The organism is Streptomyces sp. NPDC040410 (genome assembly GCF_055595715.1).
Window position 1 is genome coordinate 128,189 of record NZ_JBVIVK010000014.1, and the last position, 22,881, is coordinate 151,069.

A 22,881-nucleotide genomic window follows, 5' to 3' on the forward strand; every position below is an offset into this window, starting at 1 on the left:
CACCCTGGCGAACCCTGGCGAATAGTCGCCCGGCAACCTGCACCGGGCTACTGTCAACTCAGCTGAGAACCTGGGGGCTTGACGTGAGCGGACAACCCAACTCCCGCCTGTCGGACCTGTTCGGCCTGGCCGGCTGGTCCAAGGGCGAACTCGCGAGGCTGGTCAACAAGCAGGCGGCGGCCATGGGCCACCCCCAGCTGGCGACCGACACCTCCCGGGTGCGGCGTTGGATCGACATGGGAGAGATCCCGCGCGATCCGGTGCCGCGGGTGCTGGCGGCCCTGTTCACCGAGCGTCTCGGCCGTGTCGTGACCATCGAGGACCTCGGTCTGGTCCGGCACGGGCGTACGGGGAAACGGCAGGGCGGCGGGAATGCGGAACATCCCGACGGTGTGCCGTGGGCGCCCGAACGGACTGCCGCGGTCCTCACCGAATTCACGGGAATGGACCTCATGCTCAACCGACGCGGCTTGGTGGGTGCGGGCGTCGCGCTCACCGCAGGATCCGCACTCAGCAGCGCCATGCACGACTGGCTGCTCACCGATCCCACCCTGAAGGCCGACGCTCCCGCGTTCCACGATCCCCTGCACGCCGACCCCGCTGGGTTCGACCGCTACGAGGCAGCCCCCATCGGGTCGCAGGAGATCGAGGAACTGGAGCGCTCGGTCGAGGTGTTCCGAGCCTGGGACGCGGCCCGCGGCGGCGGGCTGCAGCGCAAGGCCGTGGTGGGCCAGCTCAACGAAGTGGGCGGCATGCTCGCCTACCGCCACCCCGACCACCTCCAGCGGCGCCTGTGGGGCGTCGCCGCCAACCTCGCCGTCCTCGCGGGCTGGATGTCGCACGACGTCGGCCTGGAACCCACGGCCCAGAAGTACTTCGTCATCGCCGCCCACGCGGCCCGTGAGGGCGGCGACCGGCCCCGCGCCGGGGAGGCGCTCTCCCGGGCGGCTCGCCAGATGGTGCACCTGGGCCGGCCCGACGACGCACTCGACCTGATGAAGCTCGCCCGTTCCGGTTCCGGCGACGAGGTGCTGCCGCGCACCCGGGCGATGCTCCACACCATCGAGGCCTGGGCACAGGCCTCCATGGGCAAGGGCCAGGCGATGCGCCGCACCCTCGGGCGGGCGGAGGACCTCTTCGTCTCCGACCGGGGCGACGTGCCCCCGCCGAGCTGGATGCAGACCTTCAAGGAGGAGGACCTGTACGGCATGCAGGCCCTGGCCTACCGCACGCTGGCGGAGCACGAGCCGGGCGCGGCCGTGCATGCCCAGCACTACGCGGAGAAGGCCCTGGCCCTGCGGATCGACGGGCGGCAGCGGTCGAAGATCTTCGACTTCCTGTCGATGGCCTCCGCCTGCTTCATCGCCGACGATCCCGAACAGGCGGACCGGTACGCCCGGTTGGCCCTCGTGTCGATGGGATCCAACTCCTCCCACCGCACCTGGGACCGGCTGCGCCAGATGTACCGGCTGACCGCCGAGTACGCGAGCTACCCGAGGATCAACGAGCTGCGGGAGGAGATCAGGCTGGCGCTGCCGAAACCGAAGGGCGGCAGCAGCGCAAAGGCATAGCCGGCGTGTTCGCCTCGTGCGAGATCACCCTGGTTCGTCCGTCTCTTGCGGGACATCGTGGTCTTACGAGGCCACCCTGGCGACGAGCACGCACGCGTCGTCCTGACGGTCGGCCTCGCCGAACTCCTCCACGACGATCCGCACGCAGTCCTGTGCCGTGCGCGCCTCGCCGAAGCGGGGGGCCAGGCCGAGGAGACGGTCCACGGCCTCGGTGCCGCTGTGCCCGGACACCAGCCCGTCGGTGTGCAGCAGCAGCAGGTCGCCCTGCTCGAGGGCTTCCTCGGTCTGCTCGTAGACGGCACCCGAGGTCGCGCCGAGCAGGACGCCGGCCGGGGCGTGCAGCCTGCGCCCCGTCCCGTCGCGGAACAGCAGCGGGGCGGGGTGTCCGGCCTGCGCCCACACCAGCGTGCGGGTCCCGGGCCGGTAGCGGCAGCAGACGGCGCTGCCCAGGGCCGGCTGCACGGTGGCGTCGAGTAACTGGTTGAGCCAGGCCATCAGCTGTCCGGGCTGGGTGCCCGCCATCGCCATGCCGCGCACGGCGCCGAGCAGCGTCGCCATGCCGGAGGTCACGGCGACGCCGTGACCGGTGAGGTCGCCGACGCTCAGCAGCGTCTCGCCGTCGGACAGTTCGAGCGCGTCGTACCAGTCGCCACCGATCAGCGTGCTCGTGGACGACGGCAGGTAGCGGGCGGCCAGATCCAGGGTCTCGGGACCCTGGTGCGGGAGCCGCAGGGAGCCGCGCCACGGCGGCAGCACGGCCTCCTGCAGCTCGACCGCGAGCCGGTGCTCGGTCTGCGCGCGCTGCCGGTGGCGTTGCAGCGAGTCACGGGTCTCGCTCACCACCCGCTGGCTGCGGCGCAGTTCGCTGACGTCGCGCAGTACGGCCCACATCGAGGCCGTACTGCCGTCGGCGTCGAGCACGGGCTCGCCCATCAGGTGCACGGTTCGCACGTCGCCGTCCGGTCGTACGACGCGGAACTCCCCGTCGATGGGTTTGGCGTCGACGAGACAGTCCGTGACCATCGCCGTCAGCCTCGGCCGGTCCTCGTCGAGAACCAGGGCCGGCAGTTCGTCGAGGGTGAGCGGGGGAGCGCCGGGGTCACGGCCCAGGATCCGGTAGAGCTCGCCGGACCAACTGGCCTCGTCCGTCAGCAGGTTCCACTCCGCGCTGCCGACCCGGCTGAGCAGCGAGCCGCTTCGGGGTGCGGGCGGCGCGGCCTCGGCTGCGGCCTCGGGCGGAGCGGGCACGGGGGGCGGGCCGTCCCGCAGCTGCGCCAAGTGTTCGTCGAGGTCGCTGAGTTGGTGCAGCGCCAGGTCGCACAGCGCGCGCTGCCACCGCTCCTGCGGATCCGGACTTTCGCTCTGCGCGTCCCGTCGTACGGCGTCCACGTCGCCCTTGAGCCGGCGCGCCTGCGAGATGAGCGCGTCGACCGAGCCACGCCCGGGCGGCTGGGCGGCGGGGAGGTCCGCAGAGAGATGGGGTGGCATGACGCACTCCGATGCGGGGACGGTACGACCAAGGCCGGCGGAAGGACCGTTACGACTGTTGCACAGCCCGCGACGCCCTGTAAGGGATTTGGCAACACACGATACGGTGGTGCTTCTGGCATATGCCACAGTCTTCACGGAGCGGTTGGGCCGTGTGCTCGGTGTACGTCGTCGGTGCGTCAAGTCGTAGACGGCGTACGTGACTTGATGGATCGATGGGGTGGCCGACCCGGCGCTCATCAGTGTGTTCGACGACTCTGTGTTCTAGCGAGCATGGCACAGGTGGGCCGGTCCGTACAGCTCCGGGCGTGGGGCAAGGGTGACCGCCGTGCGGGCGCCGCTCTCCAGTGCCCGGACCCCCGCTTCTGCGACCACGGAGGCCGCATAGCCGTCCCAGGCGGAGGGGCCGGTGACCAGGCCCCGCCGGGCGGCGTCGACCCAAGCCTGCACCTCGCGGTCGTAGGCGTCCGCGAACCGAACGAGGTAGTCCTCGGGCACCTCCTCGCGGGCCGTTCCCCGGGTGGTGACGAGCATCGAGTGCTGCTCGCCGATCCGGGCGCTGCCCGCCTCGCAGACCGCCTCGCAGCGCACCTGGTAGCCGAAGCCGCAGTTGACGAAGACCTCCACGTCGACCAGTGCGCCCTCCTCGGTCTCGAAGAGCACGAACTGCGGGTCCAGGAGTCCCTCGGGCGCACCGGAGGAAGCGTGCGGGCGCAGAACGGTGACCGCGGTCAGCTCCTGCCCGAGCAGCCAGCGGGCCGCGTCGATCTCGTGCGAGACCGAGCTGTTGATCAGCATCTCGGAGGTGAAGTCCTGCGGGGAGGAGACGTTGCGGTGTGTGCAGTGCAGCATCAGTGGGCGCCCCAGCCGGCCGCTGTCCAGCAGGGACTTGAGCTGCCGGTGCTCGGCGTCGTAGCGCCGCATGAACCCGATCTGCGCCAGCCGCCGTCCGAGCCGCACCTCCGCCTCCATCACGCGCAGCGCTCCCGTGGAGCCGGGCACCATGGGCTTCTCGCACAGCACCGGAAGCCCGCGCGTGAAAGTCGCGAGCAGCGCCTCCTCGTGCGCGGGACCGGGTGAGGCGATCAGCACCGCCTCGACCCCGGGCGCGTCGAGCGCTGCCTCCACGTCCGTGTGCACCGCGACCCCGTCCAGCCCGGCCACCGCGTCCTCGGCCCGGGCGGCATCGGGATCGGCCACGGCGGCGACCCTGGCTCCGCTCACCACCTGATCGAGGCGGCGTATGTGGTCGGCTCCCATGTGTCCCGCACCCAGCACGGCCACGCCCAACAGGTCACCCACGTGTGCTCTCCCTCCCCGCCGACTGTTCCGGCGTAGCGTAGACGGCGGGGGAAGGACGCGTCTCAGTACCGCAGCACCCCTGCGATCCCGTGCGCGTCGCCCAGCACGCCGTCCGGCACGAAGCGGACGTCGGCGCCGGTCTCCAGGCACTGTTCGACGATCTCGTCCACGATGTCCTCGCGGGCGTCGAGGTCGCCGCTCGCGGCCGGGACCAGATGATCGCCGCTGTCGTCGCGGACCGTCACCCGGTAGTTCTCCTCCACGGCCAGCAGCCGGACGCGGCCCTCTCGCGCGTTCTGCCAGACTTCGTCGACACCGGCCGCGAACGACTTGCGCCCGCGGGCCGATTCGAGTTCCCGCGCCACGGCGTCGGTGTGTTTGCGATCCTCGGCGACGACCAGCGGCCGGACCGCCTGCCACACGGCCTCGGGCGTCCTGTGGGCGAGACCGCCGTGCGGCACGTGCACCGCGTCCCTGGTGACGCTGCCGACCTCGTCCAGTGCGGACAGTGCCGCCGCCTCACCGGTCACGTACACCGGCCTGGGGTCGTCGCGCAGGATCTTGCTCAGCGCGGTGTCGGCGTCGCGCAGGAAGTGACGGGTGTCCTCGTCGCGGAAGGTGCTGGGGAGATCGCCGATCTGCTCCTGGCGCTCGGCGTCGAAGTTCTCACGGTTCCTGGTCAGCGGGAAGCCGCCGGTGCGGTCCTCGGTGACGTGCTGCGTGCCGCCGTTCCACAGGGTGATGCGGTCGGCGGAGACCGAGAGTACCCAGAACGTCCGCTCGGCGGCCTGCGCGGAGACCAGGTTGCGCGTCAGGAAGGTGTCCGAGAGCACCACACGTTCAGGCACGGTTCTGGCGAGGGACCACACCTGGTGCTCACCTGGCGCCGCGAAGATGACCAGGCCGTCCTCCGCATGTGCCAGGTCGACCTCGGCGAGGGCCTGGTCGAGTTGCCGGGAGACGTCGATGCGCCGCTCCCGGGGAACCGCGGGATCGGCTTCAAGCTGCTTCTTGGCCTCGGCCACCACATTGCGCAGCCGGACCGGATCCTGGGTGTTGTCGGGCTCGCGTCGATGGGTCGGTGTCAGGACGGACACCGCGGGGTAGGGGCGCGGGCGGCGCAGCTCGGTGAGGGTCGCGGGACTGAGTGCGTGCTCCATAAGAGCACCATAGGACCGATTCACCGATCAGGCACTTGGGGTAATTCGGTCGGACACGCAGGGCAATTCATTCGAAATCCCGATCAGGATGCAGGCCGGCCGGGAGACCGGCTCACGCCGCGGAGTGCGAGGCGCCGCCTCCGGACTCGGGCACGGCGATCGACCCCTGGGCCACGGCACACAGGGTCTCGGTTCCCTCGGAGTCGACGGTGATCAGGTCGCAGCGGCAGACGACACGGGTACGGCCGGCCCGGACGACGCGGCCTTCGGCACGCAGGATCTCTCCCCTGGCCGGCCGCAGGTAGTCGATGCTGAAACCGGCGGTGGTCAGGCGGGCGCCGGTGACGGAGCCCGCGGCGAAGGCCAGCGCGTTGTCAGCGGCATAGCCGAGCACCCCGCCGTGGACGTAGCCGTACTGCTGCAGCAGCTCGTCGCGGATGTCCAGTTCGAGGATGGCCGCGCCCTCCCCGAAAGCCGACAGCCGGGCGCCGAGCAGCGTGCTGAAGGGCTGGGCGGCGAGGACCTTGCGGGCGAGCGCCAGGTCGGGAGTCCCAGTCATGTCACACCTCAATTCACTAGTGAAGTGAGGCTGGCGTGGGTCGGTCGGTTCTGTCAAGATCGGGCCATGCCCGACCCCGACGAGCGCCTGTACTTCCTGCTCCAGCGGGCGGCGCACCGGCTGCGCACCACGGCTGACCGGCGCTGCCTGGCCGCGGCCGGGGTCTCCACGGCCCAGCTCGGCGCGCTGTTCGCCGTACAGGACCGGCCTGCCGTCACCCAGCAGCAGCTCGCCCGCACCCTGGGGCTGCGTGAATCCGCGGTCACCGCACTGGTCGGACGGCTCACCGCGGCCGGTCTCCTGGCCAAGCAGGCACATCCCCGTGAACACCGGGCCGTGGTCCTGGAGTTGACCGACGCGGGGGCCGCCGCCCTGCGTGCCGCCCAGCCGGAGATCGACCGTTTCAACGCCGAACTCCGCGCTCTGCTCGGCGACGAGGGATTCAGCCGGACGGCGGCCGCCATGGACCTGCTCGCGCGCGGGGAACCCTGAGGTGCGCCCCAGGGGCTCAGTCGTCGTCCTCCGCACCGCAGGAACTGCCGTCGGGCGGCAGGGAGCCGTAGAGCAGGAACGCGTTCACCTTCCGGTGCACGCACTCGGAGGCCACGTAGCCGGTGTGGCCCTCACCCTTGTTGTCGAGCACCACTGCCGCGTCGCCGAGCCGCTCAGCCGTCTCCACGGTCCAGCGGTACGGTGTCGCGGGATCGCCGCGGGTGCCCACCAGCAGCATCTTCGGTCCGGACAGGTCCTTCACCTCGTCCCGGATGAAGTCGGTGCCCCTCGGCCGGCCGTAGCACATCAGCACTTCGATGAGCCGGTACCGGCCGAAGACCGGTGACGCCCGTTCGTACTCGGCGCGCAGCCGGCCCAGATCCCTTGTGATCCGGCCGGCGGTGGGGCGGTCGGGGTCGTCCGCGCAGTTGATCGCCATCATGGCCGCCGGGAGGTTGTCCAGGGGGATGTCCTCCTCGTCGGCGAGGCCGCCGCCGTTGCCGTCGCCGTCGTCGTCCGTGGGTTGCAGGCCGGCGCCGCCCATGGAGAACGCGACGATGTGCTGCGGGTCGCCGTCCTCGACCAGGGAGGCGAGCGCGCGTTCCAGTGAGGGCCACAACTCGCTGCTGTAGAGCGCCTGACTGATGGCGGCCACCAGGTCCTGGCCGGTGAAATCCTGGCCGAGGTCCGTCGGCAACGGGTTCTCGTCGAGCGATTCGACGAGCTGAGCCACCTGTTCGCGTGCCGTGCGCGCGTCCTGCCCGAACGGACAGGCGACGTCCTTCACACACCAGTTGACGAAGCTCTCCAGCGCCCTCTGCTGGCCGGCGGCGCCCGCCACGCCCTGTTCGGACAGCGGCTCGGTCAGGGTGTCCACGCCGTCGAGCGCCAGCCGGCCCACCTTGTCCGGGAACTGGGCCGCGTACACCGCGCCGAGCCGGGTTCCGTAGGAGAAGCCGAGGTAGTTGAGCTTGTCGTCGCCGAGTGCCTCGCGCATCACGTCGAGGTCGCGCGAGGCGTTGACCGTGCCTATGTGGGGCAGCACCGGCCCCGAATGCTCGGCGCACCGGTCGGCCGCCGCCTTCAACCGGTCCAGCACGGCCCGCGTGTCGTCCGCGAGGTCCGTGTTGTCGTCCGTCGGGTCCCCGGCCTCGTCGGTGCCCTCGCCGCAGCTGACCGGCGAGGACCTGCCGACGCCGCGGGGGTCGAAGGTCACCACGTCGTAGTCGTTTGTGAGGTCCATGAACTCCTTGCCGCCGACGGCCAGTTGGCTGACGCCCCCGCCGCCCGGGCCACCGAAGTTCAGCAGCACCGAACCTCTCGGCTTCGCCGTCGCCCGGTAACGGGCGAGCGCCAGATCGAGGGTGCCCGCGCGGGGCCGGGCGTAGTCGAGGGGGACGGTGACCTTGCCGCACTGGAGATCCTTTGGCATGTCCATGCCCTCACACTCGGACCAGCTGACCTTCTGGCTGTAGAACCGGGAAAGATCCGGTTCGGAGCCGTCCGCGACGGTTGCCGGCAGCCCCGCGCCCAGCAGCGCCAGCCCGATCGCTCCGGCGAACGCGCAGCGCCGGACCGCGGGCCGCGGCGACAGCTTGGCCAGCATCGATGCCTCCAGGAGCGCCCGTCGCGGATCGGGGATCGGCGCCCCCAGCTCACGATAGGCGGCCCCCGCGGGCCTCGCCTCCGGGAGAGCGGGGCGCAGGACGGCCGAACCGCCCGTTCGAAACCGTGCCGCTCGATGGGGTGAAAGGCGGATTAGCCATAACTCGGATGGTTCGCCTGCGTTCTACCCGGTGCGGGTGAGCGCCCGCGACCAAGTCTGGAAGGCAGGGAACCTATGAGACGGGTTACCCGAATCGGTGTGCTCGCTGTTGTCGCCGCCTCCGGCGCGATGGCTGCGACCACGCCGGTGTCCGCCGCTGTTGCGGCTGATGGTGGCTCTGGGGCTGATGGTGCGGCGGCCGATTCGCCCGGGCTGATCTCCGGCAACACCGTCCAGGTTCCGGTGCACGCCCCGGTCAACGCGTGCGGGAACACCGTGAACGTGGTGGGCCTCCTCAACGCCGTCGCGGGCAACGGTTGCGTCAACGGAGGCAACGAAGGCAACGACGCCGGCGAAGGCAACGACGGCAACGGGAACGCCGGAAGCGACAGCGGGACGGCGTCCGGCGGGGCGGCCGCACAGGGCGGCGTACAGGATTCCCCGGGCGTGATCTCCGGCAACGTGGTGCAGCTTCCGGTGCACGTCCCGGTGAACGTCAGCGGCAACGCCGTGGGTGTGGTGGGCGTCGGCGGCGGAGCCGTGGGCAACGAGTCCGCCAACACACCCGGGACCCGCCCCGTGAGGCCGGCCGCACCGACCCGGGCCAACCCGGCACCGGAGCACGCCCCGCACCCCCCGGCCCTGAGCACGGACTCGCTCGCGCACACGGGAGCGGAGCAGACCGTGCCCGCCCTCATCGGGAGCGCGGCACTGATCCTGGGCGGCGCCACCCTGTACCGGCGCTCCCGGCCGCGGGCGGTGCGCTGACGGCACGCGCTGCCCGCGGACATCCGCAGGGAAACGGGAAGGCGGCCCCACCGGGGGAGTGACCGGTGGGGCCCGTGCCCGTCCGTCCGGTGCCGTATGCGTCGTCCGTGCCGTAGCGTCGTCAGTGCCTCAGTGCCTCAGTGCCTCGTGGCTCCGTGCCGTGCCGTCCGTACCGGAGACCGTCAACGGCTTGATCACACCGTGACGCGCCCCGGGAAGATCGGCAAGGATGCTGTGGACGCGGCCGACCTCCGCGTCGCCGACACCCCGATGGAATGGAGCGCGCCGATGACCTCACCGGCCCTCGAAGACCTCGTCGTCACTCAGGCCGGCCCGGACGACTGGCATGTCATCAGCGGGTGGGCCGGGGACGAGGGATGGAACCCGGGACTCTCCGACGGGCCCGCGTTCTTCGCGCAGGACCTCGACGGCTTCTTCCTCGGCCGGATCGACGGCGAGCCGGTGTCGGCGATCTCCGTCGTGAACTACGGATCCGACTACGCCTTCCTCGGCTGCTACCTCGTCCGGCCCGACCTGCGCGGCCGCGGCCACGGCCTCACCACGTGGAAGACCGCGCTTGCCCATGCCGAAAACCGCACCATCGGCCTCGACGGTGTGGTGGCCCAGCAGGACAACTACCGCCGTTCCGGCTTCGCATTCGCCCACCGCACCGTCCGCTTCACCGGAACCGCCCCCGCCGCCGAGTCTCCGGCGGGCGTCCGCGCCGTGCGGCCGGCCGACATGCCGGACCTGACCGCGTACGACAGCTCCTGCTTTCCGGCCGACCGCCCCCGTTTCCTGGCCCACTGGCTGACCGGCGCCGGGCACCGCGCGGTCGTCCGCCGCACCGGCGACCGTGTGACCGGCTACGGGGTGATCCGGCCCGGCCGCGACTCACTGCGCATCGGCCCGCTGTTCGCGGACACCGCCGACGACGCGCGGGCCCTGTTCGCCGCCCTGACCGCCGAAGCGGTCGGCACCGAGATCGCTGTTGACGTCCCCGAGACGAACACGTCGGGCATCGCCCTTGCGGAGGAGGCCGGGCTCATGCCCTCCTTCGAGACGGCCCGGATGTACACGGGACCGGTACGGCCGTATGCCCGGGAGCGCGTCTTCGGGGTCACGACGCTCGAACTCGGGTAGCAGCTGATGGAACTCGGCGGACTGTACGCCGAGATGTACACGCTGCAGGCGGCCAACCACGTCGACCTCAGCAACCCCGACCTCACCTGATGGCCGCCGATCCGCACCACTGCGCTCCCCCATACCCGCAGCGCCCGGAACCAGGAACTGCCGGCGCGGGTAGCCCTGCGGGACCGGGTGCCAGGGGGAGCGGGCAACCGGCGACCGGGGCTGTTGGGCGTTCTGCGCGGCGGCGGACAACACGACGCGTCGGGAGGCCGGCTGTTCCTTGGCGCGGGCGAGGATCCGGCATCCGTACAGGGCGAGTTCGCTGTCCCTGGTCGCCGCCACGCTTTCCGTGTCGGAATCTCCCGGTCGATGTCGGACGGATGTCGGATACGGCATCGCCGTGAGACTGGCTAGAGCCCGGATGTCCCGTCTCGCTGAGTACGGACGAGTCTCACTGATCTGAGCGGGGCGGCCTCTGCGATCACGTCGGTGGCTGTCGTCGAGGGTGGGGTCACCCTCTGGTCGGACGCCACGGGGAGGTCCGCCCATCGGGTGATTCTGTGGAGGTGACGGGATACGCCGTGCCGCATGGAGAGGGCGGCGACGATGCCGGTCCCGCGGCCGTGTTCCTCATGTTCCGCGGGGTGCGGGCTGTCGGGTGTCGGGCGCGGTCGGGCCAGGGGCCCAGCGTCTGTGACCTCGATGCGGAGGCCGCGACGGCCGCCGACCACGGGCATCGACAGCCGCAGCACCGCTGGGGGCAGTGCGTGGGCGATCGCGTTGGTGATCAGTTCGGAGATCACGAGGAGGGCGTCGTCGGCTGTCTCCATGGGCAGGGCCCAGTGGGCCAGGACCGTGCGCGCGCGGCGGCGCACGGCGGAGACGGCCTCGGGGATGTGCGGCAGGGGGCAGATGTGCTCGGTCCGCGGGGGCGGGTCCACGTCGGTGTCGGACGTGGGCATGGCCGGGGTGGTCATCCTCGGCCACCTCCACTCGTCTCGGATTCTCATGGCGGAATCGGCGGCTCGTTCGGTGCGGTGGCCGGGCGCCGGATTATTCGGCGGTGGCGAGGATGTCGGTCAGTGCCGTGACGGCCTGCTCCGCGTCGGGGCCTTCGGCGCGGACGGTCACGGTGCTGCCGGCTGTGGCGCCCAGCCCCATCACGGCGAGGACGCCAGTCGGGTTGATGGTCCGGCCACCGTGCTCCAGCTGTATGGCACTGGTGAATCCGGCTGCGGCGCGGGCGAGTTGGCCTGCGGGACGGGCGTGCAGGTTGGCGGGCAGGACGACGGCGATTTCGTGACTCGCCGTGGTCGTGGTGGTGGCGTCAGAACTTGAGGACATTGCGGGCCTCCTGGGCGGCGTTGGCGACGGTCTTCAGGTCGGCGCCGGATGCGGCGGTGACCACGGCTGCGACGGCTCCCTCGACGAAGGGCGCGTCGACGATCGTTACGTCGGTGTGGGGATGGTCTTCCAGGACAGTGCGGGCGGTGAGGACTGAACTGCCGAGGTCGGGAAGGACGACAACGCCGCCGCCGCGGTCGGCGTCCCGGATCGCGGCGAGGACGAGGTCGTAGCTGGTGCCGATCCGGCCGTCGTCGGTTCCTCCGGCGGTGGCGAGGGGGACTGTGTCGGAGCCGATCTGCTCCACCAGCAGGCGAAGGCCTGCGGCGAGCTCGGCGCTGTGGGACACGAGTACGATGCCGACAAGGTTGCTCATGAACAACCACGCTATATGTCAGAACGCTGTTCATCAATCCTGAACGAGGAGAAATTTTCGATGGTGCAAGCGGTGCAGCGGGCGGTGCAGATCTTGCGGGAGCTCGCATCCACCGGGCCCCGGCTGGGTGTGACCGAGCTGGCCGACCGCCTGGGCGTGGCCAAGCCCACCGTTCATGCGCTGCTGCGCACGCTGGAGCGCGAGGGGCTTGTGGTGCAGGACCGGGACAGCTCCAAGTACCAGCTCGGCCCGGACCTGGTGCAGCTGGGCAACGCCTACCTCGATACCCAGGAGCTGCGGACCCGCTCACTGACCTGGGCGGACCAGCTCGCCACCCGGGCGAACGAAGCGGTGTGGGTAGCCGTGCTCACCGGCGACCACATCCTGGTGGTGCACCACGCCTTCCGGCCGGAGGGTGCCGTGCAGATCCTCGAGGTGGGCGCCAGTATCCCGTGGAGCACCTGCGCCCTGGGCAAGGCCGTGGTGGCCTTCGCCCCGGCGCCCGAGCGGGAGCGGCTGCTCACGGGTGACCGGGCCGTGCTCACCGGCGCCAGCATCACCGACCCGGAGGAGCTGGCCGGCCAGCTGAAGGAGATTCTCAGGACGGGGTACGCGATCGAGGACCAGGAGTCCGCCATCGGGGACGCGGGCATCGCATCGCCTGTCTTCGATCGCTCCGGCGAGGTGGTGGGCGCCATCGGCATTGTCGGCCCCGTCGAGCGTCTGCTGGCCGAATCGGCACGTCAGGAGCTCGCGGTCGCGGTCCGGGAGACCGCCCGCAACCTCTCCCGCGACCTGGGTGCCCCTCGGGGGGCCGCCCGCATCGCCGGCCCCTGACCGCCCGCCCCGCACCCACCAGCCTCGCGGGCACCTGACCTGCACACTCCGCATCCACCTGCAGCTCGGCGGCGGGGCCCCGGCGTCCCGCCACCTGCCCCTCCGTCCAGGCCCCTCGGCGCATCGCCGTGGGGCCTTCTCCATGTCCGTGGTACCCGATAGTCGCCGAACCTCTTGACAGGCGTGAAACACGGGCCTAACTTCCGGAACAACGTTCATTCATAGTGAACGACTTCCGGATTTCGCTGGTTATCCGGTTCCCCTGAGCCGGCCGCCAGGTGCCCGACCCCTGACCACCTGGCGGCCACCTCCCTTCATAGCCCGCTCCACGCGGAGGAGGTGAGACGCCCAAGCTGCCCTTCGGCACTGGGCGCCATCAATGGAAGAAAACACCTACCCACAGAAGCTTCTCGCCGAGATGCTGGGCACCGCGGTGCTGGTGTTCATCGGCGTCGGTTCGGTCCCCGCAACGCTCATCGTCGGCGGCGACGCCCCCTTCACCATGGCGCAGCTGGGAATGATCTCGCTGGCCTTCGCCACCGCCGTCATCGCCATGGTCTACGCGATCGGCCATATCTCCGGCTGCCAGATCAACCCGGCCATCACCCTGGCGCTGGCCGCCACGAAGAAGATGCCCTGGCGGGACGTCCCCGGCTACATCACGGCCCAGGTGGCCGGGGCGGTGCTGGGAGCGCTTGCGATCGTCGGCGTGCTGGGGAAGAAGGCGGTCGACGTCGGCCTCGGTATCGCCGCCTACGGCACCGGTGTCGGCGCCGGCCAGGCCTTCTTCGCCGAAGCCATCGGCACGTTCATCCTCGCGTTCGTCGTCTTCGGGGCCATCGACCGGCGCGCGGCCGGCGGCTTCGCGGGCCTGGCCATCGGCCTCGGCGTGTTCGCGATCATCATTCCGGTGGCGCCCGCCACCGCGGCGTCCATCAACCCGGCCAGGACGCTCGGCCCGATGATCACCGGCGAGCTCTTCGACGGCACGGTCCACTGGAACCAACTGCCCGTCTACCTGGCCGCCGAGGTGATCGGCGCCCTCGCCGCAGGCGTCCTCTACACCGCCCTCAACGCCCACCGCAGGGCAGCCGCCGCAACCGCGGCCGCGAACCAGGTGGCCGAGCCCGCCACTGCCGAAGGAGCCCTGTCATGAAGAAGCTCATCAACGCCCCCGAGGCCGTCCTGGGCGATGCCCTGGCTGGTGTCGCCGCCGCCCACCGGGATCTGAAGGTCGACGCGGAGAACAAGGTGATCACCCGGGGCGGCGACGCCAGACCGGGCAAGGTGGCCCTCGTCTCCGGCGGTGGTTCCGGACACGAGCCACTGCACGGCGGTTTCGTGGGCCCGGGCATGCTCGACGCGGCCTGTCCCGGAGAGGTGTTCACCTCGCCCGTACCAGGCCAGATGCTTGCCGCAGCCCAGGCCGTCGACGGCGGTGCGGGCGTGCTGTTCATCGTGAAGAACTACACCGGTGACGTCCTCAACTTCCAGATGGCCGCCGAACTGGCCACCGAGGAAGGCATCACGGTGGAGACCGTGCTGGTCGACGACGATGTCGCCGTCCAGGACTCCACCTGGACCGCCGGGCGCCGGGGAACCGGAGCCACCGTCTTCGTCGAGAAGATCGCCGGCGCTCTCGCCGAGAAGGGTGCCGACCTCGCCACGGTGGCGGAGATGGGTAAGCGGGTCAACGCCGCCTCCCGGTCCTTCGCTGTGGCGCTCACCCCCTGTACCACCCCCGCCTCCGGCAAGCCTGGCTTCGACCTGCCCGAGGACGAAATGGAAGTCGGCGTCGGCATCCACGGCGAACCCGGACGCAGCAGGGAAAAGCTCTGTCCGGCCAAGGAGATCGTGGCCACCGCCCTGGATGCGATCCTCGCCGACCAGCCGCTCACCGCGGGGGACGAGACCATCGTCATGGTCAACGGCCTGGGCGGCACACCGCTCATCGAGCTGTACGTGGTATTCAACGAGGTCGCCGCCGTACTCGCGGACAAGGGCGTCGTCATCGCCCGCAACCTCGTCGGAAACTACGTCACCAGCCTGGACATGGCTGGTGTTTCCCTCACCGTGTGCAAGGCCGATGCCGACATGCTGTCCCTGTGGGACGCACCTGTGAACACCCCAGCCCTGCGCTGGGGCGCCTGAACCGAGCCGGGGGCGGGGCCGCGCCATACGCGAGGGCCGGGCGGGATCCTTCCGGATCCAGCTCACCTGACCGCCCCTCCCGCATCCGCCCCCGCCCCCGGCTCGCCCAACCGTCAACCCGCCACGCACCGACCATGAACGGAGACTCCGTGGACACCGACCTCGCCCGCACGTGGGTGCAGGCCATCGCCGCCGCCGTCGACAAGCACAAGGACCACCTCACCCAGCTCGACTCGGCCATCGGCGACGCCGACCACGGCATCAACATGAAACGCGGCTTCTCCGCCGTCACCACGGCCCTGGCCGACTACAAGCCGGACACCGTCGGGGCCGTGCTGGTCAAAACGGGCACCACCCTCATCTCCAGCGTCGGGGGCGCCTCCGGCCCCCTCTACGGCGGCGCCTTCCGTGCCATGGGCATGGCCCTTGACGCACCCGCCGCCGACACGCAGCAGTTCGCCACCGCACTCGCCGCCGGCCTGGAAAGCATCCAGAAGCTCGGCGCGGCAGCACCCGGCGACAAGACCATGATCGACGCCTACGCCCCCGCGCTGGCCGCCTTCCAGCAGCACGTCGGCGCCGGAGCCGACTTCGCCGCCGCGGCCCTGGCCGCCGCCGACGCTGCCGAGGAGGGCATGCGCGCGACCACCCCCATGCAGGCACGCAAGGGACGCGCTTCCTACCTAGGCGCCCGCAGCATCGGCCACCAGGACCCGGGAGCCACCTCCACCGCCCTGATCTTCCGGGCCCTCGCCAGAACGGTGGTGGCCCGATGACCGACCGCCACACCTACGCCGGGCACACCGGCGCACCCGGCATAGCCCTGGGGTTCCTCCACCGCACCGACCGTCCGCCCACCAGAACGGTGCTGCCCCACCGCACCAGTGGCGACGCCGCACAGCAGATCACCGACGCCTTCGACACCGTCGCAGCCCGCCTGCTCGACCTGTCCACCTCGCTGCGTGAACGGGGCAAGGACGAAGAGGCCGACATCATGGAGGTCAACGGCTACATGGCGCAGGACCATGATCTGCGCGAACAGGCGATCAAGCGAGCGGACCAAGGACAGCCGGTACCCGTCGCCGTCCGGCAGGCCATCGACACTTACGCCCGGACCATCGCCGCACTGGACGACCCCACCCTCGCCGAACGCGCGGCCGACGTACGGCAAGTCGGCCGCCGCGTCCTGGCTCACCTGCACGGCGAGACCGGCCCCGCACCCGACCAGCCCCTCGTCCTGGTCGCCCACGAGATCGGCGCGGCGGACCTGCTGGAACCCGGCCAGACAGTGACCGCCGCCATCTCCGTCACAGGCGGCCCCAACTCACACGCCGCGATCGTCGCCCGCTCACAGGGCATCCCCCTCCTCCTGGCCGTCGACCCCGCCCTGCTCGACCTACCGGACGGGCAGGAAATCCTCCTCGACACCGACCAGGCCACCGCCGTCGCCCACCCCGACGACGACGAACGCGCGAGAGCCCTGCACGCCATGGACGCCGCCCGCACCCGCCGCCTCGCCCTCGCCGAAGAGCGCCACCTGCCCGCCCGGACACTGGACCGCCACCACGTGGTGCTGCGGGCCAACGTGGCGACCCCGGCCGAGGCCCGAGCGGCTCTGGCCGCCAACGCCGACGGCATCGGCCTGCTCCGCACCGAGCTGCCCTTCCTCAACCACCCGGCCTGGCCCACCCGCAACCAGCACGCGGCCACCCTCGTCCCGGTGCTGCGCGCCCTCGCCGGACAGACCGTCACCGCCCGCACCCTCGACTTCGCCGACGACAAACTCCCGCCGTTCCTCGCCAAAGTCCGCCAGGGCCAGCGGCTGGGCCGCGGCCTGCCCCTCATGCTCGCCCAACCCGACGCTTTCGCCGATCAGTTCCGCAGCCTGCTCAGCGCCGGAGCCGACACCGACCTGCGCATCATGATCCCCATGGTCGCCGGCATCGACGAACTGCGCGCCTGCCGAAGCCTTCTCCAGGCCGCAGCCGACGAAGCCAGTGTCCCGACCCCGCCCCTGGGCATCATGGTGGAACTCCCCGAAGCCGTCGCCGCAGCCGACGACCTCGCCCGCGAAGCCGCCTTCCTCTCCATCGGCAGCAACGACCTCACCTGCCAGATACTGGGCCTGGACCGGCGCGACCCCACCGCCACCCCCGCCATGGCCGCGCACCCCGCCGTCCTCAACGCCATCGCCCAAGTCGTCGCCGCCGCCCACCGCCACCACCGCCACGTCTCCGTCTGCGGCGACGCCGCCGCACACCCCCTCGTCACCCCCCTCCTCATCGGCCTCGGCTGCGACACCCTCTCCGTGGCACCCGCCGCCCTCGACGAAGTACGCGCCCGCATCCGCCGCCTGCGCCATGACACCTGCGCCTCCCTGGCGGCCATCGCCCTGACCTGCGAAACCCCCGAAGAGGTCTGGCGACTCGTCGAGAAGTGCTGCCTGCCGTCGCTGCCCTGACCCGAGCCGCGCACATGGCGCGATCAGCCGAGCCTGGGAGGGTCCGGTCGGACCGGCCCCGTAAAGAAAGTGAGTGTTTCTTGTCCAGCCGAGAAGGGGCCTGAACCGTGAAGAAGCTCATCAACTCGCCCGACGAGGTGCTTGCCGATGCTCTCGTCGGCGTGGCCGCCGCGCACCCCTCACTGACGGTCAACACCTTCGACCGCTACATCATCCGCGCAGGCGGGCCGACCGCTGGGAAGGTCGGTCTCGTGTCGGGTGGCGGGTCCGGGCACGAGCCGCTGCACGGCGGGTTCGTCGGGTACGGGATGCTGGATGCGGCCTGTCCTGGTGAGGTGTTCACATCTCCCGTGCCGGACCAGGTCCTCGCCGCCACGCGGGCCGTTGACGGCGGGGCGGGGGTGCTGCACATCGTGAAGAACTACACCGGCGACGTGCTGAACTTCCAGATGGCCGCCGACTTGGCCGCTGACGACGGTGTGCGGGTGGAGGGCATCGTGGTCAATGACGATGTCGCCGTGGAGAACAGTACGTGGACGGCCGGCCGACGGGGTACCGGGGCGACCGTCTTCGTGGAGAAGATCGTCGGTGCGGCTGCCGAGCTCGGCGCGGACCTGGCCTCGGCTGCGGCTTTGGGCCGGGAGGTCAACGATCGGTCCCGTTCGTTCGGGGTGGCGCTCACGCCGTGCACGGTGCCCGCGTCGGGCAAACCCGGGTTCGAGCTGGGCGAGGACGAGATCGAGCTGGGCGTCGGCATCCACGGCGAGCCCGGTCGCGCCCGCGGCAGGCTCGTCTCCGCCAAGGAGATCGTCGGTGTCGCGTTGGACGCCATCCACGCCGACATGCCGCTCTCGGGCGAAGTGCTCGTGATGGTCAACGGCCTGGGTGGCACCCCGCTTCTTGAGCTGTACGTGGTGTATGCCGCGGTTGCCGAGTGGCTCGCCGGCCATGGCGTGTGGATCACCCGCAACCTCGTCGGCAACTACATCACCAGCCTGGAGATGGCCGGTTGCACGATCACGGTGTGCCGGCTCACGCCGCAGCTCACCTATTTGTGGGATGCCCCTGTCGAGACCCCCGCGCTGCGCTGGGGACGCTGAGCGGGCTCGGACACCGCGACGGACCCTACGAGGGAGAATCACGACGATGGACGCGAGCACGTTCCGGGCCTGGATCCATGAGGCGGCCCGATTGGTGGTCGACAACGCCGATCATCTGACCCGCCTCGATTCCGCTATCGGCGACGCCGACCACGGCATCAACATGCGCCGTGGCATGCGGGCGGCGGTGGCGATGCTGGACGAAACCAACCCGTCTACCCCCGGTGCGGTGCTCGCCACCGTCGGCCGGGCACTGATCAGCAAGACCGGCGGCGCCTCGGGACCGCTGTACGGCACCGGGTTCCGGCAGGCCGCGGGGACCCTGGGCGAGGCTCCCGACGTGTCTGCGGCGCAACTCGGGGCGGCGTTGGCGGCTGCCCTCGCAGGCATCCAGCGGATCGGCGCCGCTCTGGAGGGCGACAAAACCATGATCGACGCCCTCGGCCCGGCCGTGGCCTCCTACCAGGCCGTCATCGACACCGGCGGCGACCTGAGCAACGCTACCCGCGCGGCGTTCGACGCCGGCGTGCGGGGCCTGAAGCAGACCGCCGGCATGCAGGCCCGGAAGGGCCGGGCGAGCTATCTCGGTGCCCGCACCATCGGTCACGAGGACCCCGGCGCGGCGTCGACCGTGCTCATCCTGTCTGCCCTTGCGACCGTCACCGCGGCAAGCGGGCGGGGTAGCGAGCGGCCGGGCGCAGGGGCGGCGTCATGAGAGTGGTGTCCGGCCGGTGGGCCGGCACGGGGGTGGCTCACGGCACGGCCGTCGCCGAGCGCCTCGCCGATGGCCGCCCGAGATCGCCGGCCACTTCGGCGGCGACGCCAGGCTCCACCCGCCGAGGGGCACAGACCAGGGACGGCCGGGCACCGGTGACGAGCGGATCGGCGCAGCGACCGCCTCCGACGAAGTGTTTGCGATCCCGAACAGCCCCGAGACCGACGCGTAGTCGGCTGCCCCAGGCACCTGCCGGGGGAGGGACGGGGCCCTGGCCTCGTCCAGCGACGTCACGACAAGCGCACTCGCGCGATGAGAGGAGCGTCCGCGATGCGCGCACGAGCCCGTGAATCGCGCACCTCCAACGGCGGGGAGAAGCTGCGAGGGCGAGGGCAAGGGCAAGGGCAAGTGCAGACACAACCCGTCGTGGATCGCCGCGGCACGGAACCGGTGCGGACACCTCCGGCGAGAGACAGGGGTTCCGACAACGGCAGTAGCGAGCGGGGCAGTTCCGATCCGGGCCCCGTGCGTGCGGGTGGCGGGTCTCGGCCGCGCCCGGGCAGCGACCAGAAGGCCATCGCACCGAGTAACTGGAGTCTGCGGACCCGGCTGCTGGCTGTGGTGCTCATCCCGCTCGTCACGGCACTGGTGCTCGGCGGTCTGGGGATCGGTTCGGCCGTGCAGAACGCGCAGGACATCGACAACGTCCGTCAGCTCGTCCGTCTCGTCGACAAGAGCACGGGACTGTTGGAGGAGCTGGAGGACGAACGCGACCTCACCGCGCTCCACGTTGCGGCCGGGCGCACGGGCGACACGAGCCGGCTGGACACACAGCGCTCCCAGGTCGACGCTGCGCTCGCCCGAGTCCGTGCCGAGGCCGCCCATGTCCACCGCGGGACGAACCCCGTCCTGGCCACCCGGCTCGCGGCGCTCGACGACCTGGGCGGGACGGTGACGTCACTGCGCGACACGGTAGACCACTCGAAAACGCGCTTCCTGACCGTGGTCAACGCATACACGGCGCTGATCGCCGAGCTCACCGACGCACTTGGCCTTCTCACGCCGGACATTGCCCACCAGACCCTTGCCGTGAGGGCCCGTGCCCTCCAGACCTTCGCGCAGGCCACGGAGCAGGCCTCCCGGCAACGCGCGCTGCTCGGCGGGGCGCTGGCCGAGGGACACCTCGCTGCGAGCGAGGCCCAGAGCCTGACCCTCGCCGGCCGGCAGCAACAGGCCTTGATCGGCGACTTCCGGTCCCGTGCGCCGCTGGCCCAGCGTCAGTTCTACGAGCACACCGTTACCGGAAGGGACGTCGACAGGGCTGAAACGCTCCAGAAGCAGGCGCTCACCCGGCAGGGCACCAGCCGCCCCCGCCTCGACGCAGGCGAGTGGTTCGACACCATGACGAGCAAGCTCGAGCTGATGCGTCTGGTCGAGAAGCGGCTCGTCGGATCGGTCGAAGACGAGAGCTCGCGCGAGCGGCAAGAGGCCGAGCGCTCAGTGTTCATCGCCTCGCTCGTCGTGCTGTTGATCCTCCTGCTCGCATTCGGTGTGATACGCGTCGTGGTGCAGTCGATGGTCGTCCCCCTGCACACGCTGCGCGCGTCCGCGCTCGATATCACGGAACGCCGTCTGCCAGAGGTGGTCCGGCTGCTGCGGGGTGGCTCCAGCGACGCCCAACTGGAGGCCATCGAGGTCGAGCCCTCGAGCATCGATTCGACCGACGAGATCGGCGGTGTCGCCCACGCGTTCAACGAGGTCTATCGCGAGGCCGTACGGCTGGCGTTCGAGCAAGCGCAGCTGAGAGGCCGCATCAACGCGACGTTCGTCAACCTCTCCCGGCGCAGCCAGAACCTCGTGGAACGGCAGCTGGAGCTGATCGACCATCTGGAGAACGGCGAGCAGGACCCCGACCTGCTCGCCAGCCTCTTCAAGCTCGACCATCTGGCCACCTGCATGCGCCGCAATGGGGAGAACCTGCTCGTCCTCGCGGGCGAGGAGGCGGGCCGCCGCTGGAGCGCCCCGGTCCGGCTGGTGGATGTCCTCCGGGCCGCCGCCAGTGAGGTCGAGCAGTACCAGCGTGTGCAGCTACGCGGACTGGTGACCGCGGACGTCGACGGCCAAGCAGTGAACGACATCGTTCACCTCATCGCGGAGCTGCTGGAGAACGCGACCGCGTTCTCCTCGCCGGACACCGAGGTCCTCGTCACGAGCCAGCTGCTGTCCGGCGGCGGCGCGAAGGTCGAAATCCAGGACAGCGGCATCGGCATGATCGCAGAGGACCTCGAGGAGGCCAACGAGAAGCTCCTGAACCCGCCGGTCGTCGACGTGTCCGTGGCGCGGCGCATGGGCATGTTCGTCGTCGGCCGGCTCTCCGGCCGCCACGGCATACGCGTCCAGCTCCGCAGGTCATCCCCCCGCGGCGTCACAGCAGTGGTGATGCTGCCCCAGAAGTTGGTCCGGGAACACGGAGATCACATGGATCCTCCCGGACTGTCAGCCAGGTACAACTCGGAGGGACGCCTCACCGGCTGGCGCAACTACGACACGACCGAGCAACTCGACGACAGCGTGCGGGCCAAACGCGCGTACCGGACACGCCGTCACGGTGCCCGCTCGGCCACCAAGGAGTAAGCGCTCCCGCGCCCCTCTCCGCGCCGTGGAGTCCCCGGTCCTCGACTCCGGCACATGACACGCTTCGGCGGCCCGGTGACTTGCCGGCGGTGCGGCCGGACGCCCACGGGATCACAAGCGCATGACGAGGACGTTATGACCGGCCAAAGCCCTTGCCGCGGGCGGAGCGTGATGCTGGAGTGAGCACATGGATCATGCCGCGATACTCGCCCTGTTCGATCGTGACATGCGCGAAGGCGCCCAGCCGGACGGCCCCGGCGCCCGCGTCGAGCGGTCCGGGAGCGTGGTCCGCCAGGTCTCCGAGCACGGCTGGAACGGCGTCGTCTGGTCCGTTCTCGACGAGGCGGGCGCGGACCAGGCGATCGCGGAGCAGATCGCGTACTTCTCCGGACTGGCCCGCGAGTTCGAGTGGAAGCTGTACGGGCACGACCTGCCGGTGGACCTCGGCCAGCGGCTCAGGGAGGCCGGGTTCACGCCCGAGCCCGAGGAGACGCTGATGATCGGCGAGGTGGCCGACCTGAACCTGGACGCCGAGCCGCCCGAGGGCATCCGCATCCTGGCCGTCAACGACCCGGCGGGCGTCGATCTCGTGGCTGACGTGCACGAGAAGGCGTTCGGGACCAGCAGTGCGCGGCTGCGGAACCAGCTGCTCGCCCATCTCAAGGCCGACCCGGACACCGTCCTCGCCGCGGTCGCGCTGGCCGGGGACGTGGCGGTGAGCGCGGCCCGTATGGAACTCGTGCCCGGCACCCGGTTCGCCGGGCTGTGGGGCGGCGGGACCGTCGAGGAATGGCGCGGCCGCGGCATCTACCGCGCGCTCGTCGCCCACCGGTCCCGGGTCGCCGTCGAACGCGGCTACCGCTACCTCCAGGTCGACGCCGTACCCGAGAGCCGCGCCATCCTGGAACGCCTCGGCTTCCAGCCGCTGACCGTCACGACACCGTACGTGTACGTTCCGTGAGGCGCCCGTCGGCGCGGGTCGTCCTCTTGGGGATGTCACATCCGGGCCCGCCGGATCCGTCGCATG

The 22,881-nt window shown here is 70.8% G+C and carries 21 protein-coding genes; 13 read left to right on the top strand and 8 right to left on the bottom strand.

Going from position 1 to position 22,881, the window contains the following annotated elements; genetic code table 11:
* The first annotated feature begins 83 nt into the window (after positions 1-83).
* Positions 84-1,571: a DNA-binding protein NsdB gene (locus ACZ562_RS26260; RefSeq protein WP_471183649.1), complete on the top strand. Its 1,488-nt coding sequence runs from the start codon at positions 84-86 to the stop codon at positions 1,569-1,571.
* Positions 1,572-1,634: 63 nt separating this feature from the next.
* Here ACZ562_RS26260 and ACZ562_RS26265 read toward each other — a convergent pair whose 3' ends face one another.
* The 4 genes from ACZ562_RS26265 to ACZ562_RS26280 form a co-directional block, all read right to left on the bottom strand.
* A complete protein-coding gene (locus ACZ562_RS26265) occupies positions 1,635-3,059 on the bottom strand; it encodes a PP2C family protein-serine/threonine phosphatase (RefSeq protein ID WP_471183651.1) in 1,425 nt (474 codons plus the stop codon).
* Positions 3,060-3,323: 264 nt separating this feature from the next.
* Entirely contained in the window at positions 3,324-4,361 is a 1,038-nt protein-coding gene (locus ACZ562_RS26270; protein ID WP_471183654.1) for a Gfo/Idh/MocA family protein, read from the bottom strand.
* Positions 4,362-4,423: 62 nt separating this feature from the next.
* Positions 4,424-5,521, bottom strand: coding sequence for a baeRF3 domain-containing protein (locus ACZ562_RS26275; protein WP_471183656.1), 1,098 nt, complete (start codon positions 5,519-5,521; stop codon positions 4,424-4,426).
* Positions 5,522-5,633: 112 nt separating this feature from the next.
* Positions 5,634-6,080, bottom strand: coding sequence for a PaaI family thioesterase (locus tag ACZ562_RS26280; RefSeq protein WP_471183659.1), 447 nt, complete (start codon positions 6,078-6,080; stop codon positions 5,634-5,636).
* 66 nt (positions 6,081-6,146) lie between these two features.
* Between ACZ562_RS26280 and ACZ562_RS26285 the strand changes: the two genes are divergently transcribed.
* Positions 6,147-6,572, top strand: coding sequence for a MarR family winged helix-turn-helix transcriptional regulator (locus ACZ562_RS26285; protein ID WP_471183661.1), 426 nt, complete (start codon positions 6,147-6,149; stop codon positions 6,570-6,572).
* A 16-nt stretch (positions 6,573-6,588) separates the two neighbouring features.
* On the opposite strand, the gene ACZ562_RS26290 is transcribed toward ACZ562_RS26285, so the two are convergent.
* Positions 6,589-8,178: an alpha/beta hydrolase gene (locus ACZ562_RS26290; RefSeq protein WP_471183664.1), complete on the bottom strand. Its 1,590-nt coding sequence runs from the start codon at positions 8,176-8,178 to the stop codon at positions 6,589-6,591.
* Between the two features lie 234 nt (positions 8,179-8,412).
* Between ACZ562_RS26290 and ACZ562_RS26295 the strand changes: the two genes are divergently transcribed.
* Entirely contained in the window at positions 8,413-9,105 is a 693-nt protein-coding gene (locus ACZ562_RS26295; protein WP_471183667.1) for a chaplin family protein, read from the top strand.
* Between the two features lie 288 nt (positions 9,106-9,393).
* On the top strand, positions 9,394-10,248 hold the full coding sequence (locus ACZ562_RS26300; RefSeq protein WP_471183912.1) for a GNAT family N-acetyltransferase: 855 nt from the start codon (positions 9,394-9,396) through the stop codon (positions 10,246-10,248).
* A 398-nt stretch (positions 10,249-10,646) separates the two neighbouring features.
* On the opposite strand, the gene ACZ562_RS26305 is transcribed toward ACZ562_RS26300, so the two are convergent.
* The 3 genes from ACZ562_RS26305 to dhaM form a co-directional block, all read right to left on the bottom strand.
* A complete protein-coding gene (locus ACZ562_RS26305) occupies positions 10,647-11,213 on the bottom strand; it encodes an ATP-binding protein (protein WP_471183669.1) in 567 nt (188 codons plus the stop codon).
* 76 nt (positions 11,214-11,289) lie between these two features.
* Complete coding sequence (locus ACZ562_RS26310) at positions 11,290-11,580, bottom strand: HPr family phosphocarrier protein (protein WP_471183671.1); 291 nt, start codon at positions 11,578-11,580, stop codon at positions 11,290-11,292.
* Positions 11,564-11,956, bottom strand: coding sequence for a dihydroxyacetone kinase phosphoryl donor subunit DhaM (dhaM, locus tag ACZ562_RS26315; RefSeq protein ID WP_471183674.1), 393 nt, complete (start codon positions 11,954-11,956; stop codon positions 11,564-11,566). Before dhaM ends, ACZ562_RS26310 begins: the two co-directional genes overlap by 17 nt.
* 60 nt (positions 11,957-12,016) lie before the next feature.
* On the opposite strand from dhaM, the gene ACZ562_RS26320 reads away from it, so the two are divergent.
* From ACZ562_RS26320 to ACZ562_RS26360, 9 genes are all read left to right on the top strand, one after another.
* Positions 12,017-12,793, top strand: coding sequence for an IclR family transcriptional regulator (locus tag ACZ562_RS26320; RefSeq protein ID WP_471183676.1), 777 nt, complete (start codon positions 12,017-12,019; stop codon positions 12,791-12,793).
* Positions 12,794-13,172: 379 nt separating this feature from the next.
* Positions 13,173-13,949 carry an MIP/aquaporin family protein gene (locus ACZ562_RS26325; protein WP_471183678.1) on the top strand — a complete coding sequence of 259 codons (777 nt, stop codon included), beginning with the start codon at positions 13,173-13,175 and terminating at the stop codon, positions 13,947-13,949.
* A complete protein-coding gene (gene dhaK, locus ACZ562_RS26330) occupies positions 13,946-14,944 on the top strand; it encodes a dihydroxyacetone kinase subunit DhaK (RefSeq protein WP_471183681.1) in 999 nt (332 codons plus the stop codon). Before ACZ562_RS26325 ends, dhaK (ACZ562_RS26330) begins: the two co-directional genes overlap by 4 nt.
* Before the next feature lie 134 nt (positions 14,945-15,078).
* On the top strand, positions 15,079-15,720 hold the full coding sequence (gene dhaL, locus ACZ562_RS26335) for a dihydroxyacetone kinase subunit DhaL (protein ID WP_471183683.1): 642 nt from the start codon (positions 15,079-15,081) through the stop codon (positions 15,718-15,720).
* The gene (locus ACZ562_RS26340; RefSeq protein ID WP_471183685.1) at positions 15,717-17,405 is read left to right on the top strand and encodes a phosphoenolpyruvate--protein phosphotransferase; all 1,689 of its coding nucleotides are present in this window, start codon (positions 15,717-15,719) and stop codon (positions 17,403-17,405) included. The genes dhaL (ACZ562_RS26335) and ACZ562_RS26340 overlap by 4 nt, the downstream gene beginning before the upstream one ends.
* Positions 17,406-17,512: 107 nt before the next feature.
* Positions 17,513-18,505, top strand: coding sequence for a dihydroxyacetone kinase subunit DhaK (dhaK, locus tag ACZ562_RS26345; RefSeq protein WP_471183688.1), 993 nt, complete (start codon positions 17,513-17,515; stop codon positions 18,503-18,505).
* A gap of 46 nt (positions 18,506-18,551) precedes the next feature.
* Positions 18,552-19,220 (top strand): dihydroxyacetone kinase subunit DhaL, encoded by a 669-nt coding sequence (gene dhaL / locus ACZ562_RS26350; protein WP_471183690.1) that lies wholly within the window; start codon positions 18,552-18,554, stop codon positions 19,218-19,220.
* Positions 19,221-19,838: 618 nt separating this feature from the next.
* Complete coding sequence (locus tag ACZ562_RS26355) at positions 19,839-21,854, top strand: sensor histidine kinase (protein WP_471183693.1); 2,016 nt, start codon at positions 19,839-19,841, stop codon at positions 21,852-21,854.
* Positions 21,855-22,041: 187 nt separating this feature from the next.
* The gene (locus ACZ562_RS26360) at positions 22,042-22,815 is read left to right on the top strand and encodes a GNAT family N-acetyltransferase (RefSeq protein WP_471183696.1); all 774 of its coding nucleotides are present in this window, start codon (positions 22,042-22,044) and stop codon (positions 22,813-22,815) included.
* Positions 22,816-22,881: the final 66 nt, after the last annotated feature.

Excerpts from the sequence above, each read along its gene's own strand:
- ACZ562_RS26265 (WP_471183651.1), bottom strand. The coding sequence starts at position 3,059 with ATGCCACCCCATCTCTCTGCGGACCTCCCCGCCGCCCAGCCGCCCGGG.
- ACZ562_RS26275 (WP_471183656.1), bottom strand. The coding sequence starts at position 5,521 with ATGGAGCACGCACTCAGTCCCGCGACCCTCACCGAGCTGCGCCGCCCG.
- ACZ562_RS26280 (WP_471183659.1), bottom strand. The coding sequence starts at position 6,080 with ATGACTGGGACTCCCGACCTGGCGCTCGCCCGCAAGGTCCTCGCCGCC.
- ACZ562_RS26285 (WP_471183661.1), top strand. The coding sequence starts at position 6,147 with ATGCCCGACCCCGACGAGCGCCTGTACTTCCTGCTCCAGCGGGCGGCG.
- ACZ562_RS26290 (WP_471183664.1), bottom strand. The coding sequence starts at position 8,178 with ATGCTGGCCAAGCTGTCGCCGCGGCCCGCGGTCCGGCGCTGCGCGTTC.
- ACZ562_RS26295 (WP_471183667.1), top strand. The coding sequence starts at position 8,413 with ATGAGACGGGTTACCCGAATCGGTGTGCTCGCTGTTGTCGCCGCCTCC.
- ACZ562_RS26300 (WP_471183912.1), top strand. The coding sequence starts at position 9,394 with ATGACCTCACCGGCCCTCGAAGACCTCGTCGTCACTCAGGCCGGCCCG.
- ACZ562_RS26305 (WP_471183669.1), bottom strand. The coding sequence starts at position 11,213 with ATGACCACCCCGGCCATGCCCACGTCCGACACCGACGTGGACCCGCCC.
- ACZ562_RS26310 (WP_471183671.1), bottom strand. The coding sequence starts at position 11,580 with ATGTCCTCAAGTTCTGACGCCACCACCACGACCACGGCGAGTCACGAA.
- dhaM (WP_471183674.1), bottom strand. The coding sequence starts at position 11,956 with ATGAGCAACCTTGTCGGCATCGTACTCGTGTCCCACAGCGCCGAGCTC.
- ACZ562_RS26320 (WP_471183676.1), top strand. The coding sequence starts at position 12,017 with ATGGTGCAAGCGGTGCAGCGGGCGGTGCAGATCTTGCGGGAGCTCGCA.
- ACZ562_RS26325 (WP_471183678.1), top strand. The coding sequence starts at position 13,173 with ATGGAAGAAAACACCTACCCACAGAAGCTTCTCGCCGAGATGCTGGGC.
- dhaK (WP_471183681.1), top strand. The coding sequence starts at position 13,946 with ATGAAGAAGCTCATCAACGCCCCCGAGGCCGTCCTGGGCGATGCCCTG.
- dhaL (WP_471183683.1), top strand. The coding sequence starts at position 15,079 with ATGAACGGAGACTCCGTGGACACCGACCTCGCCCGCACGTGGGTGCAG.
- ACZ562_RS26340 (WP_471183685.1), top strand. The coding sequence starts at position 15,717 with ATGACCGACCGCCACACCTACGCCGGGCACACCGGCGCACCCGGCATA.
- dhaL (WP_471183690.1), top strand. The coding sequence starts at position 18,552 with ATGGACGCGAGCACGTTCCGGGCCTGGATCCATGAGGCGGCCCGATTG.
- ACZ562_RS26360 (WP_471183696.1), top strand. The coding sequence starts at position 22,042 with ATGGATCATGCCGCGATACTCGCCCTGTTCGATCGTGACATGCGCGAA.